Below are 15505 nucleotides of genomic sequence, written 5' to 3' on the forward strand. Positions count from 1 at the left end.
AGGTCGAGACGCTGCACCGGATGAGCACGCAGGACATCACGCTGGACGATGTCGAGCGGCGGGTGTCGCTCGCATCGAAAGCCCTGATGCGGCTCGCCAACCCGGACGGGCACTGGTGCTTCGAGCTGGAGGCCGACGCCACCATCCCGTCCGAGTACATCCTCTACCACCACTTCCGCGCCTCGATCCCGACCGCGGAGCTGGAGGGCAAGATCGCCAACTACCTGCGCCGCACGCAGAGCGCGCAGCACGACGGCTGGTCCCTCGTCCATGAGGGTCCGTTCGACATGAGCGCGACCGTCAAGGCGTATTTCGCCCTCAAGATGATCGGCGACTCGGTCGAGGCGCCGCACATGCGCCGCGCCCGCGACGCCATCCTGCGCCGGGGCGGCGCCGCACACGCCAACGTCTTCACCCGCACCCTGCTCGCCCTCTACGGCGAGGTGCCGTGGACGGCGGTGCCGGTGATGCCCGTCGAGGTGATGCTGCTGCCGCGGTGGTTCCCCTTCCACCTCGACAAGGTGTCCTACTGGGCCCGCACCGTGATGGTGCCGCTCTTCGTGCTCCAGGCCAAGAAGCCGCGGGCCAGGAACCCGCGCGGCATCGGCATCCAGGAACTCTTCGTCGAGCCGCCGGAACGGGTGAAGCACTGGCCGGCCGGCCCGCAGGAATCCTCGCCCTGGCGCCCGGTCTTCGCCGCCATCGACAAGGTGCTGCAGAAGGTCGAGGGGCATTTCCCGGCGGGCTCCCGCGCCCGGGCGATCGACAAGGCGGTGGCCTTCGTCAGCGAGCGCCTGAACGGCGAGGACGGGCTCGGCGCCATCTTCCCCTCGATGGTCAACGCGGTGCTGATGTACGAGGCCCTCGGCTATCCCGAGGACCATCCCCTCGTCGTCACCGCCCGCTCCTCCGTGGAGAAGCTCGTCACGGTCAAGGACCACGAGGCCTACGTGCAGCCCTGCCTGTCGCCGGTCTGGGACACGGCGCTGGCCTCGCACGCCCTCATGGAGGCGGGCGGGCCCGAGGCGGAGCGGCAGGCCAAGCGCGCCCTCGACTGGCTGAAGCCCCTCCAGGTGCTCGACATCAAGGGCGACTGGGCGGCCTCGAAGCCGGATGTGCGGCCGGGCGGCTGGGCCTTCCAGTACGCCAACCCGCACTACCCCGATCTCGACGACACCGCCGTGGTCGTGATGGCGATGGACCGGGCGCAGGGGCGCCGCAGCCCCGGCCCGGCCGCCGCCGATTACAGCCAGTCGATCGCCCGGGCGCGCGAGTGGGTGGAGGGCCTGCAGAGCCGCGACGGCGGCTGGGCGGCCTTCGACGCGGACAACACCTACCACTACCTCAACTACATCCCCTTCTCCGACCACGGGGCGCTGCTCGACCCGCCGACCGCCGACGTGACCGCGCGCTGCGTCTCGATGCTGTCGCAGCTCGGCGAGACCCGGGAGAGCTGCCCGGCCCTCGACCGCGGCGTCGCCTATCTCCTCGCCGACCAGGAGGCGGATGGCAGCTGGTACGGCCGCTGGGGCATGAACTACATCTACGGCACGTGGTCGGTGCTCTGCGCCCTGAACGCGGCCGGGGTCGATCCGGCCTCCGAGCCGGTTCGGCGGGCGGTGACCTGGCTCGCCGGCATCCAGAACCCGGATGGCGGCTGGGGCGAGGACGCGTCGAGCTACAAGCTCGAGTACCGGGGTTACGAGACGGCGCCGAGCACGCCCTCGCAGACCGCCTGGGCGCTGCTCGCGCTGATGGCGGCCGGCGAGGCGGACAACCCGGCTGTGGCGCGCGGCATCAACTACCTGACCCGCACGCAGGCGGCGGACGGGCTCTGGGACGAGGAGCGCTACACCGCGACCGGCTTCCCGCGCGTCTTCTACCTGCGCTACCACGGCTACGCGAAGTTCTTCCCCCTCTGGGCTCTGGCCCGCTACCGCAACCTCCAGCGGGGTAACAGCCGCCAGGTCGCCGTCGGGATGTAAGCGCCGGAGGCGCCCTGCCGGCTCAGGCGGCAGGGTCCGGCGCGCCGTGACGGACCCTCCGTCCGGTTGAGCCGTTCCTCCGGATGGGGACCGGTCCGGACCGGACAGGGTTGATGCCGGCGCGGGGTGCTGCGATGACGCTCTACAGCTTCCACGCCTCGCACGAGCAGATCGCCCCGCGCGACCTGCTCGGCCTCGTGCAGCGCGCCGAGCAGGCGGGATTCGACGCCGCCTTCTCCTCCGACCATCTCCAACCCTGGTCGCCCGCGCAGGGGCAGTCGGGCTTCGCCTGGGCGTGGCTCGGGGCGGCCCTTCAGGCGACGCAGCGGCTGACCTTCGGGGTCGTCACGGTGCCGGGCGGCTGGCGCTACCACCCGGCGGTGCTGGCGCAGGCGGTGGCGACGCTCGGTCAGATGTATCCGGGCCGCCTGCCCTGGGTGGCTCTGGGCAGCGGGCAGGCCCTCAACGAATCGGTCACCGGCGCGCCCTGGCCGGACCGGTCGGAGCGTCACGCCCGCCTGCGCGAGGGGGCCGAGATCATGCGGGCCCTGCTCGCGGGCGAGACGGTGACGCATCGCGGCCGGGTCTCGGCCCTCGACGCGAAGGTCTGGTCGCGCCCCGAGACGCCGACCCGCCTCGTCGGGGCCGCCACCACCCCGGAGACCGCCGCCTGGCTCGGCGGCTGGGCGGACGGGCTCCTCACGGTCGGCAGCCGGCCCGAGGTGCTCGCGCCGATCATCGAGGCGTTCCGGGAGACCGGCGGTGCCGACAAGCCGGTCTTCCTGAAGCTCGACCTCAGCTTCGCCCGTGACCCGGCCGAGGCGCTGCATCAGGCGCACGCGGCGTGGCGCTTCAACCAGCTCGGCAGCCCGGTCGCCTGGGAGCTGCGCAGCCCGGCCGAGTTCGATGCCGCCGCCCGCTTCGTGCGCCCCGAGGACATGCACGCACAGGTGCTCGTCGCCTCGGACCTCGCGGCGATCACGGACCGCATCGCGGCCTGCGCGGCGCTCGGCTTCGACAGCATCGACCTGCATCAGGTCGGCGGCAGCCAGACCGCCTTCATCGACGTCTTCGGCGAGCGGGTGCTGCCGGCCCTGCGGGCCCGCAAGGCGCCGGCGGAGGATTTCGACCCGATGGCAGTGCGGCCCGCCCTGCGGGCGCGGTAGGCCTCGGGGCGGACGGTCGTTCAGGCACGCGGGATTGGAACTTGCGTGCCGTGTGGCCAGGACCACGCTGCGGCTCCGGCCGCATCACTCGTCGGGGACAGCAATCGTAACGGCATCGGGCAGGCCCATACAGGGTCTCAACCGCCGCGATCTGATTGCGGACAGGGTGGTCCTGCGTGAATCCTAAAATGACGGCTGGAATTGGTTCCCGGGCACGTGCCGATGCGAACTCAATTCTTGATGGCATTGGGAAATTCGACCCACTGCCCGTCAACTAGATGGGATTTGGTGACGACAATCTCATTCTGCAATTCTCATTAAAAAATGTCAATGCGACGCTATTATCCTCCGTTCCTCGATTTAAATTTACATTAACTTTCCATTTGTGGGGATCGAAATTCATCCTTAATCCATACTCATCAAAACGAAAAGTTCCAGCTGCTCGGAAGCATTCACCATTGTCTGGCGAGAAAGACGGCCCGGCCTGCACCATCGCCTTCTCCGAAGCGTCTCTATTCATCTCGTATAACAGAACCGGACCTCTTTTCTCCCAGCCGCGCTCTAAGCCTTTCACCTCGCCGCAGACCGGCAGCATGGAGGCTATTGTCAGCACTGTGAGAAAGAGTTGCTGCCTGAAAATTCGCATCGATGCACTCACTTGTCATCGTAGTCGGAATGGGCCGGGCTGATTTGCCGTCAGCCCGGCTGTCGCGCAGCTTTCGAAAGCTATCGATCACAGCGATCGCCGACATCTATTTGCATCCCAGCAGTTCCGTCGGGATTTATTGTGGACATCATCGCTATTATCTGCCAATCATGTGCTACATTCGCTTCGATCACCCCCCCCCTTTGGGGTCGATATTATTGCAGTTTCATTTGTATAGAAATCAATTTGCGCAATTACCGTCTGCCGTTGACTGGCGCCCAGTCTTCCCAGCGGGAATTTGAGTGACGCTCTCGTCAGAGGTGCGGCCTCGAAACACGACGGCACCTCCGCGGTGAAGGGCACCCCCTTTTCCCGCGGGGCGATCTTGACCGGCTGCGCATCGGAGGTGAGCGTGTGCTCGTAGGGCAGCATGGCGGGGTCTCCCGGAGCGTCGCCTCCTGACGGCAGATCCCGCGGGCCGTGGCACGCGGGCTCCGGCGAGTCCTGCCCGCACACCGTGACGCCGGCGCCACAGAGCCGCCCCACACGCCCTGGTATGAAGGGTGCTTGGTGCGGAAACCGTTCCGCGCGTCCCCTTCAGACAGGTTTTCCGCCCGCATGATCGTCGTCGAGGACACCGCCGGCCCGACGGGGCCGCATCCCGTGCTGGCCGTCACCGGATTGGCCCGCGAGGCCCGCCTCGCCGCCGGGCCCGGCGTCGCCACGGTGGGCGCCGGGGGCAATCCGGAGCGGCTGCGGGAACTCCTCAAGGAGCGGGTCCGGCCCGGCTGCCGCGCCGTCATGAGCATCGGCATCGCGGGCGGCCTCGCCCCCGATCTCGTGCCCGGCGACGTGGTGGTGGCGACCGGCATCGTCGCCGCGGGGCGGCGTCAGGCATCCCATCCGGAGGTGGTCCGGGCGCTCGCCGGGCGTCTCGCCGACGCGCCGTTCCGGGTGGTGCGGGCGGATCTCGCGGGCGTCGACGCGGCCGTGCTGTCGCCCTACGCCAAGGCCACCCTGCACGCGGAGACGGGGGCGGCCGCCGTCGACATGGAATCGCACGTGGCGGCGGCCTTCGCGCAGAGCCACGGCCTGCCCTTCTGCGCGGTGCGGGTGGTGTGCGACCCGGCCGACCGGGCGCTGCCCGCCGCGATCGCCAAGGCCCTCAAGCCGAACGGCGAGCCCGATGTGCTCGCCGTCCTGGGGGCTCTCGCCCGGCGTTCCGCCAAGGTGGGCGGGCTGGTGCGCCTCGCCCGGGATTCCTCGGCGGCCTTCGCCTCCTTAGGCCGCTGTCGCGCGCTTCTTGGCTTCGGCCTCGGCGTTCCGGATCTCGGAGAGCTTCTGCGCGACGTTGCGTGAGAACACGAACTCGGCCGGGCGCTGGTTCTCGAGGGAGATCTCGGGGACCATCTCGCCCTCGGTCTTGATGCCCTTCAGAGCGAAGACCAGCGGCTTCCAGGGCTTGCGCACTGAATCGACCACCGAGGACGCCTCGTAGCCCGAGTGGACCATGCAATCGGCGCACTTCTCGTAGTTGCCGGTGCCGTAGGCGTCCCAGTCGGTGGTCTCCATCAGCTCCTTGAAGGTCTTGGCGTAGCCCTCGCCGAGCAGGTAGCACGGCTTCTGCCAGCCGAAGACCGTCCGGGTCGGGTTGCCCCAGGGCGTGCAATGGTAGCTCTGGTTGCCAGCCAGGAAGTCGAGGAACAGGCCCGACTGCTGGAAGGTCCACTTCTCGCGGCCCTTCTGCTTGCCGAGGCGGAACACGCCGCGGAACAGGTCCTTCGTGGCCTTGCGGTTGAGGAAGTGCTGCTGATCGGGCGCGCGCTCGTAGGCGTAGCCGGGGGAGACGGTGATGCCGTCGATGCCCATCCGGGTCACGCTGTCGAAGAAGTCCGCGATCTTGTCGGCCGAGGAGTTGTTGAAGAAGGTGCAGTTGATCGTGACCCGGAAGCCGAGCTCCTTGGCCTTCTTGATCGCCGCCACCGCCTTGTCATAGACGCCGCGCTGGCACACCGACTGGTCGTGCATCTCCTTGTCGCCATCCAGGTGGATCGACCAGGTGAAGTACGGGCTCGGCTTGTACTGCGAGATCTTCTTCTCGAGCAGCAGCGCGTTCGTGCAGACGATGGCGAATTTCTTCTGCGCGATGATGCCTTCGACGATCTGCGGGAGATCCCGGTGCAGCAGCGGCTCGCCGCCCGCGATGACGACGACGGGCGCGCCGCACTCGCGGACCGATTCGAGTGCTTCGTCGACCGGCAGCCGCTTGTTCAGGATCTCGTCCGGATAATCGATCTTCCCGCAGCCGGCGCAGGCCAGATTGCAGCGGAACAGCGGCTCCATCATCATCACGAGCGGATAGCGCTTGCGGCCCGTGAGATGCTGCTTGAGGATGTAGCCGCCGATCTTCGCGACGTACCGTAGAGGGATGCCCAAGATCGAGGCTCCTTGTCTCGCTTGCAGGGTGGAACCGCGTGTGCTTAACGCGAAAAGCGGCGAAATTCCAGCGACCTAGGTTCGAATGGCTCTAACTGTTGCCGAAACCCGACGATAAGGCGAAGCTACTCCGCTCTTCCGTTCTGGCCAATGCCGAGATCGCAACCGGGGTGCGACGCCGCAGCGCAGCAATCGCCTCCGGTGCCGCGACGGGCCGCCTCGCGGCGCCGGGCGCGGGACCCGCCGTCGCGGCCGCGATTCGCGCCGGATCGGAGCGATCGCCGCCGATCCGGGCCGGGCTCGGCCCGATATGCCGTCTTACGGCGGTGACCGGGCGGGCGTAAAGCCCGCCTCGTGGCCATCATGCGGGCGTGAAGCCCGCCTCCCGCCTGTCCGGCCGCGACCGGCTGGGCGGCGCTGCAACCCTCGCGTCCCGGATCCGTTTCGAGCCAATGCGTTGCAATCGTCCTGCCGGACCACTACTTAGCGCGCCATCGCCCCGGGGACGCCCCAGGGGCCTCCCGGCGCGCCCGGACTCGGCGCCCTTCGGCAGCGATCCGGGATCGCGGTTCGCGGAGGCATGGGATGCGGACTCTTCGGGATCCGGGCCGGGCCGCGTCGTGCGGTCCCGGCGCGTTCCCCCAACGGTAGGCAAGGCAACGTGATCGAACGGCTCGTCGCGCTCTCCGTCCGCCATCGCTGGCTCGTCCTCGGGATGGCTCTCGTCATCACCCTGGCCAGCGTGCTCACGGCGGCGCACCTGTTCCGGATCAACACCGACGTCGAGCGGCTGATCTCCCCCGAGGTCGGCTGGCGCCAGGACGAGATCCAGTTCGAGCAGGCCTTCCCCCAACGCAGCAACCTGCTGGTGGCGGTGATCGACGCCCGCACGCCCGAGCAGGCGGACGAGGCGGCCGCCCGCCTCACGGACGCCCTCTCCAAGCACAAGGAGCGTCTGCCGGTCGTCTACCGCCCCGATGGCGGGCCGTTCTTCGACAAGCACGGCTTCCTGCTGATGTCGCAGAAGGAGCTGGAGCAGACGACCGAGCAGCTGGTGCAGCAGCAGGGCCTGCTCGGCCCGCTCTCGGCCGATCCGTCCCTGCGCGGCATCATGCAGGCGATGGGTCTGGGCGCCCAGGGCGTGAAGGGCGGTCAAGCCAAGCTCGAGGACCTGACGCAGCCGATCGGCCAGCTGAAGGAGACCTTCGACACGGTGCTGAAGGGCGAGCCCGCCCGGCTGTCCTGGCAGCTCCTCCTCTCGGGGGGCAAGGCCGAGGCCGGGGACCTGCGCCGCTTCATCATCACCCAGCCCAAGCTCGATTTCGACGAATTGCAGCCGGGCGCGGACGCGACCGCGCTGATCCGCAAGACCGCCCGCGACCTGAACCTGACGCCGCAGAACGGCGTGACCGTGCGGCTCACCGGGCAGGTGGCGGTGGCGGACGACGAGTTCGCCACCCTCTCGGACGACGCGCTCCTCAACAACTCGGTCACGGTCGGGGCGATCGTCCTGTTCCTGTGGCTCGCCCTGCGCTCGGCGAGCCTCGTGATCGCGGTGCTGATCACGACCTTCGCGGGCCTGATCGTCACGGCGGCGCTCGGCCTCCTGATGGTGGGGGAACTCAACCCGATCTCGGTGGCATTCGCGGCCCTGTTCGTGGGCCTCGGCATCGATTTCGGCATCCAGTTCGCGGTGCGCTACCGGGCCGACCGGTTCGTCCAGCCGGATCTCGACAAGGCGATCCGCTCCGCGGCCCACGGGGTCGGCTGGTCGCTGACCCTGGCGGCGGTCTCGCTGCTGGCGGGCTTCTTCTCCTTCCTGCCCACCGATTTCCGCGGCGTGTCCGAACTCGGGCTGATCGCCGGCGTGGGCATGATCGTGGCCTACCTGTTCGCCCTCACCCTGCTCCCCGCCCTCATCGCCGTGATGAAGCCGCCGGGCGAGAAGGAGGAGGTCGGCACCGCCTCGCTCGCCAAGGTCGATCACTGGATCATCGCCAACCGCAAGCTGGTGCTGGTGCTCACCGGGCTGGTGACGATCGCCGGGCTGCCGCTCCTCTACTACCTGCCCTTCGACTCGAACCCGATGCACCTGCGCAGCCCGAAGGTGGAATCGGTCGCGACCTATCTCGACCTCGCCAAGGACCCGAAGACGAGCCCCAACACCATCGACGTCATGGTCCCGAACCGCGACGCGGTCGGTCCGATGGCCGAGCGGCTGCGGGCGCTCCCGATCGTCGCGCGGGTCATCGACATCACCACCTTCGTGCCGCCCGATCAGGACCAGAAGCTCGCGACCATCGAGGATGCGGCGAGCGTGCTCGGGCCGGTGTTGAGCCCGCCGCGCGTCGCCCCGCCCCCGAGCGACCGTGAGGTGGTGACGGCGATCAAGTCGGCCTCGACCGCCTTGCGCGGCGTCGCGGGCAACGGCGAGACCGGGCCGCAGAAGGAGATCATCGCCTTCACGGAGACCCTCGACCGCCTCGCCGCCGCGGCGCCCGCGATCCGCGAGGCCGCGGCCGCCGCGACCGTCCCGGACCTCAAGGGGCTGCTCACCCGCCTGCGCGGCCTGCTCGCGCCCGAGAAGATCACCATCGAGAACCTGCCCGAGCAGATCCGCTCCGAGTGGATCGCCAAGGACGGGCGGGCGCGCCTGGAGGTCCAGCCCAAGGGCAACTCGAACGACAACGCGGTGCTGAAGCGCTTCTCCAAGGAGGTGCTGAGCGTCGCGCCGCACGCGACGGGCGCGCCCATCGCCACCACCCGGTCGAGCGGCACCATCCTCGGCGCCTTCATCGAGGCGGGCCTGCTCGCCCTGGTCTCGATCTTCGTGATCCTGTCGGTGGCCCTGCGGCGTCCCTGGGACGTCGCCATGGCGCTGGGCCCGCTGGTGCTCGCCACCCTGTGGACGCTGGAGGCGCTCTACCTGATCGGCATGCCGCTGAACTTCGCCAACATCATCGCGATGCCGCTGATGCTGGCGGTGGGCGTGGCCTTCCACATCTACTACGTGATCGCGTGGCGGGCGGGCGTCGCCGACATGCTGGCCTCCAGCCTGACGCGGGCGATCTTCTTCTCGGCGCTGACCACCGGCACCGCCTTCGGATCGCTCGTCCTGTCGAGCCATCCGGGCACGGCGAGCATGGGCGAGTTGCTCGCCCTGTCGCTGTTCTTCACGCTGGTGGCGGCCTTCTTCATCGTGCCGGCCTTCCTCGGCCCGCCGCCGAAGCCCGCGAGCCGCGCGGTCCCCGCCCCGGCGCGGGAGCCCGTCCGCGAGCGGGAGAGCGTGGCGGCCCGGCGGGCGGTGTAGCGGTCGATCCGGCAACGTGAGTTGAAAAACGGCCGGCGATCCTGGATCGCCGGCCGTTTCGCTGTCGGATCGCCGTGCTTCGGAAGGCTGCCGGGGGACGTCGCGCCCGGGAGACCTATCCGACGAAGTCCGAGAACCCGCCGAGCCTCGCGCCCGAGGCGGCGAGCGCCGCCTTGCTCTCGGGAGCGGTGAGGGCCGCCAGCTCCTCCGCATAGGCGTAGCCCGGCGCTTCGCCCGGGAAGCCGCCCGCCGTCGCCGGATGGGCGTAGAGTTCGGTCAGCCCGTCCGGCAGGTGCCGCAGCAGGCCGGCGACGCGCGGCGGCGTCATCTGGCCTGACCATGCGAGGCCGAGAACCCCGTCCGGCGCGAGCAGACCGGCGCGGCGGGCGCGCAAGCCGAGCAGGGCCGCCCAGGGCGCGGTGTCGAGAGCGAGCCCTGATGCGCCGCCGGGCTCCGCCCGCCGCAGCACCGCGCGGTCCTCCCGCGGCACCCGCAGCGCCCGCATGCCGTAGTCGCGGCCGATCGCCAGCACGAGGCCGGCGATCACCGGATGCACGTGGAAATGCTTGTGCGCGTTGACGTGGTCGAGGGGGAGCCCGGTCGCCCGGTAGGCCTCGAACTGGGCCCGGATCTCCGCCGCGAGCTGGCGACGGGCAGAGGGTTTCGCGGCGAGGTCGAGGCCGAGCCGGCCCATGTCGCGGCGCAGGAGCCCGTTCTCATCCACGAGGTCGGGGAGGTCCGCGGCCGGCAGCCGGGGCCACGCCTCCACCATGACGAGGTGCAGGCCGACCCGTAGGGAGGGCAGCCGCCGCGCCCGCGCCACCGCGTCGGCGGCGGCGGGCGCGGCCACCATCAGGCTCGCCGCCGAGAGAATGCCCTCGCGATGCGCCCGCTCGACCGCGTCGTTCACCTGAGGGCTCAGGCCGAAATCGTCCGCGGTGACGACGAGGCGCTTGCGGGATGGGGTCATGGCGCGAACGAGGGCCCTGAAGATGCGAAAACCCCTCTCCCGGGCGGGAGAGGGGTCGTGTCGGTGATCGGCCCGAGGCGTCGGGGCGTTACGCCGCCTTCGGCGTCGCCTGCCGCTCCTTGAGGAAGCGGTAGAACTCCACGCCCTCGCGCAGGCGGCGCTTCATCATCTCGGGCGAGCGCACCATCTCGCCGACGATCGAGGCGATCTTCGGCGCCCGGAAGTAGAACTTCCGGTAGAAATCCTCGACCGAGTTGAAGATCTCGGTGTGGGACAGGTGCGGGTAGTGCAACGGCGCGATCTGCACGCCGTTCTCGTCCACCAGCTCGGCATTGGCCTCGTCGAGCCAGCCGTTCTCCACCGCCTGCTTGTACAGGAAGGTGCCCGGATAGGGCGCGGCCAGCGAGACCTGGATGGTGTGCGGGTTGATCCGGGTGGCGAACTTGATCGTCTCCTGGATCGTCTCCTTGGACTCGCCCGGCAGGCCGAGGATGAAGGTGCCGTGGATGGCGATGCCGAGGTCGTGGCAGTCCTTGGTGAACTTCTCGGCCACCTCGACCCGCATGCCCTTCTTGATGTTGTGCAGGATCTGCTGGTTGCCGGACTCGTAGCCCACCAGCAGCAGGCGCAGGCCGTTGTCGCGCAGCACCTTCAGGGTCTCGCGCGGCACGTTCGCCTTGGCGTTGCACGACCACGTCACGCCGAGCTTGCCGAGCTCGCGGGCGATCTCCTCGGCGCGGGGCAGGTTGTCCGTGAAGGTGTCGTCGTCGAAGAAGAACTCCTTCGTCTGCGGGAACGCCTTCAGGCAGTACTTGATCTCCTCGATCACGTGCCCGACCGAGCGCGTGCGGTAGGTATGACCGCCCACCGTCTGCGGCCACAGGCAGAAGGTGCAGCGCGACTTGCAGCCCCGGCCCGAATAGAACGAGATGTAGGGGTGCTTCAGGTAGCCGATGAAGTAGTTCTCCATCACGAGGTCGCGCTTGTAGACGCTCGTGACGAAGGGCAGCTGGTCCATGTCCATCATCACCGGCCGGTCCTCGTTGTGCACGATGACGCCGGAGCTGTTGCGGTAGGACAGGCCCTTGATCTGGGAGAGGTCGCGGCCGTCGGCGACCTCCTTGCAGGTGAAGTCGAACTCGTTGCGGGCGACGAAGTCGATGACCGGCGCCTTCTCCAGCGAGCCCTGCGCGTCCACCGCCACCTTCGCGCCGATCAGGCCGGCCTTGAGGTTCGGGTTGGCCGCCTTGAGCGCCGCCACCGTGGCCACGTCCTGCTTGAAGGACGGCACCGAGGTGTGGAGCACCACGAGGTCGAAATCCTTCGCCTGCGCGGCCACGTCCGAGAGCTTCAGGTTGTGCGGGGGCGCGTCGATCAGCTTGGAATTCTCGACGAGGGCCGCGGGCTGGGCGAGCCAGGTCGGATACCAGAACGATTTGATCTCGCGCTTGGCCTGGTAGCGGGAGCCGGCGCCGCCGTCGAAGCCGTCGAAGGTCGGAGCCTGGAGGAAGAGAGTGCGCATCGGGTTCGTCTCGCGGTTGCGGTCGGGGCCGGTCGGCCGGCCGGATCAGGTCGAGGGAGCGCCGGATTCCTGCGCGAGGCCCGGCTCGGGGATGAGCGTGCCGTCAGCCACAACGCGATAATCATGACCTTTCCAAGTCACGGCGCCGGAGACGAAGCACCACGCGAAGCCGGCGAAGGACACCAGGTCGCGGATCGGCAGCAGCCAGTAGGGGTGCGGCTCGAGGCCGAAGGCCCGCTCGATTCGCAGGCACTGGACGATGCGGCAGGTGAGCGCCAGCGCCGCGATGGCGAGCCCCTCCGGGCTGGTATCGGGCATCAGCGCGCCGATCAGGGCGAGCGGGAAGGCGTGGGTGATGAGGCTGCCCGCGTAGCCCGCCGGATCGACGTTGCGGATGGTGCGGTTCCAGCGCGTCTCGTGCCGCCACAGGTCGGAGAGCGAGGTGTCGACGCAGGTATGCCCGATGGTGAAGTTCGGGATGGCGACGATCCCGCCGCCGCTGCCGCGCAGGGCCGCGCCGAGGGCGTAATCGTCCGCGAGGTCGTCCTTCACCCGCTCGAAGCCGCCGATCGCCGCGAGCTGCTCCGCCCGGAAGGCGATGGTCGAGCCGAAGCAGGGCTCCGCGAGGCGAAGCCCGGTGCCGACGAGGACGTTCGGCAGGAACTGCGTGTCGATGGCGAGCGTCGAGAGCTGCGCCCAGACGGTCTTGTAGGCGGGAACGCCGTGATAGAGGCAGGTCACGCCCGCCACCCCCGGCTGCGCCAGCTCCGCGACGAGCCGCTCCAGGTAGTCGGGCGCCACCACCATGTCGCTGTCGGCGAGCACCACGATCTCGTGCGCGATCAGGCTCGCCATGTTGATCAGGTTCGAGACCTTGCGGTTCGAGCCGTGCTGGCGGGAATCGACCACGAGGTCGATGCGCAGGGCCGGATGCGCGGCCTTGAGGCGCTCGACCACCGCGATGGCCGGGTCCGCCACGGTCTGGACCCCGAAGATGACCTGGATCGGACCGGCGTAGTCCTGGCGGCAGAAGGTGGTCAGGTTCTCGTAGAGATTGGGCTCCGCCCCGCAGAGCGGCTTCAGCAGGGTCACGGACGGACGCCCCGCGCCGGCCGGCAGGGCGGGCGCGGGGCGGCGCGCCGTGCGGCCGGCGAGCCACGCCGCCACCAGGGCATAGGCGCAACCCACCACCGCGAGGCAGAAGAACGGGGTCGAGATCCAGGTGGAGTCCATGAGAGATCCGAGGACACTGGCGGCCGCGGGCAGCGGCGAAACGGGGGCGGCGGGCCCCCGCGGGATCAGGGTTTGGCGGCACCCGCCGCGGGCGCTCCGGCCGGCGCCGGCGTCGGCGCGGCCGCCAGCATCGTGGCGGTGGTCTTGCGCAGGAATTCGAGGAGCGCGTCGGCACCGCCGCTCTTGAGCGTGTCGGCGAAGTTGGTCCTGAGCGTCCCGGCCTCGCTCACCGTCCCCTGCAGGTAGACGTCGGTGATCTTGCCGTCCGCGTTGGTGATGTAGTCGACCGGGGATTCGTCCCCGCTCGCATCGGTGGCGGTGCCGCGCACGATGCGCCCGCTCCCGCGCGGCTCGCTCTTGGGCTGTACGCTGAAGCGCCCGCCCGTCGCCGCCGAGAGGCGGGTCGCGTAGGTCGCGGTGAGATAGGGGCCGAAGGCCTCGATCAGGGCGGCCTGCTTGTCGGCCGGGATGTCCTTCCAGCGCGAGCCGACCGCGAGGCGCAGCATGGCGGGCAGGTCGAACGACTCGGCCATCGGCGCCGTCAGCACCGCCACGCGGCCGCGCACGTCCGGGCTCTTCAGCGCCTCCTGGAACGCCTCGATCATCCGCTGTGCCGTGGCGACCGCCGGGTCGTCGGCGGCCCGGGCCGGGCGGAGCCCGAGGCCGGTGCCGAAGGCCGACAGGCCGGCTGCCAGGATGCCGGTCATCACGAGGCCGGCGCGCAGGATCTCGCGTCGATTCCGCACGTGCGTCACTCTCCCCTTTTCGCATCGGCGGTCGCCACGCCGGGCGCCGCATAGCCGTAGGCCGGATCGAGGGATGCCGGCGCCGACCCGAACATGCCGCGCAGGGACGATCCGAAGCTCGTCGCCGTCCCGCGGGCGCGGTTCTCCAGGGTGTGCCAGAGACCGAGGCTCGGCACGCCGACCGCGAGATCGGCGACCCGCTTGACGAGGGAGAGCGCGAGCGCCGCCTCCGCCGGGATGCCGAAGATCGCGCAGAGGGCGATCAGCCCGCCCTCCTGGGCACCGAGCGCGCCCGGCACCGCGAAGGCGGCCCCGCGTACCGCCTGCGCGAGGCTCTCGATCACCAGCGCCTCCACGAAGGCGGTGCCGTAGCCCATGAAGCGCAGGACCACCCACACCTCCAGGGCGCCGATCACCCAGCCGATGAGATGCAGCCCGATGGCGGAGACCACGCGGCGGGGCGATCCGTAGAGACCGCGCAGATGGGCGTAGAGCACGTCGACGGCGCCGAGGGCCCGCCACTCGCGCCCGCTGGCGAAGCGGCGCATCGCCGCCTGCAGGAGCCGGTGCCCGGAGCGCCGCTGCACGAGGTAGAAGGCGCCGAGCGCGGGCGCCGCCACCGCGAGGCCCACCGCCACGTAATGCACGATCGGCCCGTCGCCGCCGAGGGCGATCAGGATGCCGAGCCCGGCCACGGTGAACAGGAACTGGGTGAGCGCCTGGAGCATCAGGTCGACGAACATGCTCGCCCCGGCGAGCCCGCCCGGCACCTTCTGCAGGGTCAGGAGCCGCGCGCCGATGAGGTCGCCGCCGACCTGCGCCACCGGCAGCAGCGTGTTGATGCCCTCGCGCACGAAGCGGATCGACACGCAGGTGCGCAGGGTCGGCCGGCTCTCCGCGGAAAACACCGCCCACCAGGCGAGGCCCGCCCAGGCCACCGCGACCACGCGCGCCAGCACCACGAGCGCGGCACCCCAGCCCGCGGCCCAGGCGGCTTCCATCACGGCCTCGGGGCCGGAGGACACGAACAGGCCGATCGCGGTGCACAGGCCTGCCGCCAGGGCCAGGGTGGTGAGACGCTTCATGGTCCTCTTTCTGTTGCCACGGTTGCTCCGCGGGCCCCCGGGATGCGCGCCATTCGTGCAACGGGCGGGCGCAAAACATCCTCTTCCGAGCCGCGACGTTGCAGCTTCACCACGCGTTGTCTATCACCGCCCGGACACACTACCGGGTAAACGGGGTGTGCCGTCGCTTCGACCCGATTCCTCGGGAAAGCTCGCAACATTATGGCGCTGGGCGCTTTTTCCGGTCCGAGCGCTGAAAATGCTCCGATGCGGAAGCGCCCCGGATGAGGCCGATTTGCAACGGCCCAAGGGGAGAGACACAGACATGGACCGGGAGACGACCATCGCTCCGGAGCACGCCGTGCTCGACGAGGCCGCCAGCCAGGACCTGCTCGCGTTCAACGCCGCATCGGCCCCGCACCGGGCC

At 69.7% G+C, this 15505-nt stretch carries 12 protein-coding genes; 4 read left to right on the top strand and 8 right to left on the bottom strand.

Features of this window, described 5'->3' with window-relative positions; genetic code table 11:
• Window positions 1-20: 20 nt before the first annotated feature.
• Both shc and ACE101_RS27250 read left to right on the top strand, forming a co-directional pair.
• Window positions 21-1985 carry a squalene--hopene cyclase gene (gene shc / locus ACE101_RS27245; RefSeq protein ID WP_379138973.1) on the top strand — a complete coding sequence of 655 codons (1965 nt, stop codon included), beginning with the start codon at window positions 21-23 and terminating at the stop codon, window positions 1983-1985.
• Between the two features lie 134 nt (window positions 1986-2119).
• A complete protein-coding gene (locus tag ACE101_RS27250; protein WP_379136480.1) occupies window positions 2120-3151 on the top strand; it encodes a TIGR03885 family FMN-dependent LLM class oxidoreductase in 1032 nt (343 codons plus the stop codon).
• Between the two features lie 274 nt (window positions 3152-3425).
• Here ACE101_RS27250 and ACE101_RS27255 read toward each other — a convergent pair whose 3' ends face one another.
• Window positions 3426-3809, bottom strand: coding sequence for a hypothetical protein (locus tag ACE101_RS27255; protein WP_379136482.1), 384 nt, complete (start codon window positions 3807-3809; stop codon window positions 3426-3428).
• A 156-nt stretch (window positions 3810-3965) separates the two neighbouring features.
• Window positions 3966-4229 carry a hypothetical protein gene (locus ACE101_RS27260; protein WP_379136484.1) on the bottom strand — a complete coding sequence of 88 codons (264 nt, stop codon included), beginning with the start codon at window positions 4227-4229 and terminating at the stop codon, window positions 3966-3968.
• Window positions 4230-4415: 186 nt separating this feature from the next.
• Between ACE101_RS27260 and ACE101_RS27265 the strand changes: the two genes are divergently transcribed.
• Window positions 4416-5156 (top strand): phosphorylase, encoded by a 741-nt coding sequence (locus ACE101_RS27265; RefSeq protein WP_379136487.1) that lies wholly within the window; start codon window positions 4416-4418, stop codon window positions 5154-5156.
• On the opposite strand, the gene hpnH is transcribed toward ACE101_RS27265, so the two are convergent.
• On the bottom strand, window positions 5079-6233 hold the full coding sequence (hpnH, locus tag ACE101_RS27270) for an adenosyl-hopene transferase HpnH (RefSeq protein ID WP_379136488.1): 1155 nt from the start codon (window positions 6231-6233) through the stop codon (window positions 5079-5081). The two genes, ACE101_RS27265 and hpnH, sit on opposite strands and share 78 nt — an antisense overlap.
• A 661-nt stretch (window positions 6234-6894) precedes the next feature.
• Here hpnH and hpnN point away from each other — a divergent pair.
• Window positions 6895-9543, top strand: a complete 2649-nt coding sequence (gene hpnN, locus ACE101_RS27275; protein WP_379136490.1) for a hopanoid transporter HpnN — start codon at window positions 6895-6897, stop codon at window positions 9541-9543.
• Window positions 9544-9658: 115 nt separating this feature from the next.
• Here hpnN and hpnK read toward each other — a convergent pair whose 3' ends face one another.
• From hpnK to ACE101_RS27300, 5 genes are all read right to left on the bottom strand, one after another.
• Window positions 9659-10513 (bottom strand): hopanoid biosynthesis-associated protein HpnK, encoded by an 855-nt coding sequence (hpnK, locus tag ACE101_RS27280; protein WP_379136492.1) that lies wholly within the window; start codon window positions 10511-10513, stop codon window positions 9659-9661.
• Between the two features lie 88 nt (window positions 10514-10601).
• A complete protein-coding gene (hpnJ, locus tag ACE101_RS27285; protein WP_379136495.1) occupies window positions 10602-12035 on the bottom strand; it encodes a hopanoid biosynthesis associated radical SAM protein HpnJ in 1434 nt (477 codons plus the stop codon).
• A gap of 45 nt (window positions 12036-12080) precedes the next feature.
• The gene (hpnI, locus tag ACE101_RS27290; RefSeq protein ID WP_379136498.1) at window positions 12081-13268 is read right to left on the bottom strand and encodes a bacteriohopanetetrol glucosamine biosynthesis glycosyltransferase HpnI; all 1188 of its coding nucleotides are present in this window, start codon (window positions 13266-13268) and stop codon (window positions 12081-12083) included.
• 65 nt (window positions 13269-13333) lie between these two features.
• The gene (locus ACE101_RS27295; RefSeq protein ID WP_379136501.1) at window positions 13334-14014 is read right to left on the bottom strand and encodes a Tgt2/MlaC family protein; all 681 of its coding nucleotides are present in this window, start codon (window positions 14012-14014) and stop codon (window positions 13334-13336) included.
• Window positions 14015-14019: 5 nt separating this feature from the next.
• Entirely contained in the window at window positions 14020-15099 is a 1080-nt protein-coding gene (locus ACE101_RS27300; protein WP_379136503.1) for a lysylphosphatidylglycerol synthase domain-containing protein, read from the bottom strand.
• Window positions 15100-15505 lie beyond the last annotated feature (406 nt).

It is taken from the genome of Methylobacterium carpenticola (assembly GCF_042748905.1).
Taxonomy (GTDB): domain Bacteria; phylum Pseudomonadota; class Alphaproteobacteria; order Rhizobiales; family Beijerinckiaceae; genus Methylobacterium; species Methylobacterium carpenticola.

Coding starts and splice junctions, on each gene's coding strand:
- shc (WP_379138973.1), top strand. CDS start 21: ATGAGCACGCAGGACATCACGCTGGACGATGTCGAGCGGCGGGTGTCG.
- ACE101_RS27250 (WP_379136480.1), top strand. CDS start 2,120: ATGACGCTCTACAGCTTCCACGCCTCGCACGAGCAGATCGCCCCGCGC.
- ACE101_RS27260 (WP_379136484.1), bottom strand. CDS start 4,229: ATGCTGCCCTACGAGCACACGCTCACCTCCGATGCGCAGCCGGTCAAG.
- ACE101_RS27265 (WP_379136487.1), top strand. CDS start 4,416: ATGATCGTCGTCGAGGACACCGCCGGCCCGACGGGGCCGCATCCCGTG.
- hpnK (WP_379136492.1), bottom strand. CDS start 10,513: ATGACCCCATCCCGCAAGCGCCTCGTCGTCACCGCGGACGATTTCGGC.
- hpnJ (WP_379136495.1), bottom strand. CDS start 12,035: ATGCGCACTCTCTTCCTCCAGGCTCCGACCTTCGACGGCTTCGACGGC.
- hpnI (WP_379136498.1), bottom strand. CDS start 13,268: ATGGACTCCACCTGGATCTCGACCCCGTTCTTCTGCCTCGCGGTGGTG.
- ACE101_RS27300 (WP_379136503.1), bottom strand. CDS start 15,099: ATGAAGCGTCTCACCACCCTGGCCCTGGCGGCAGGCCTGTGCACCGCG.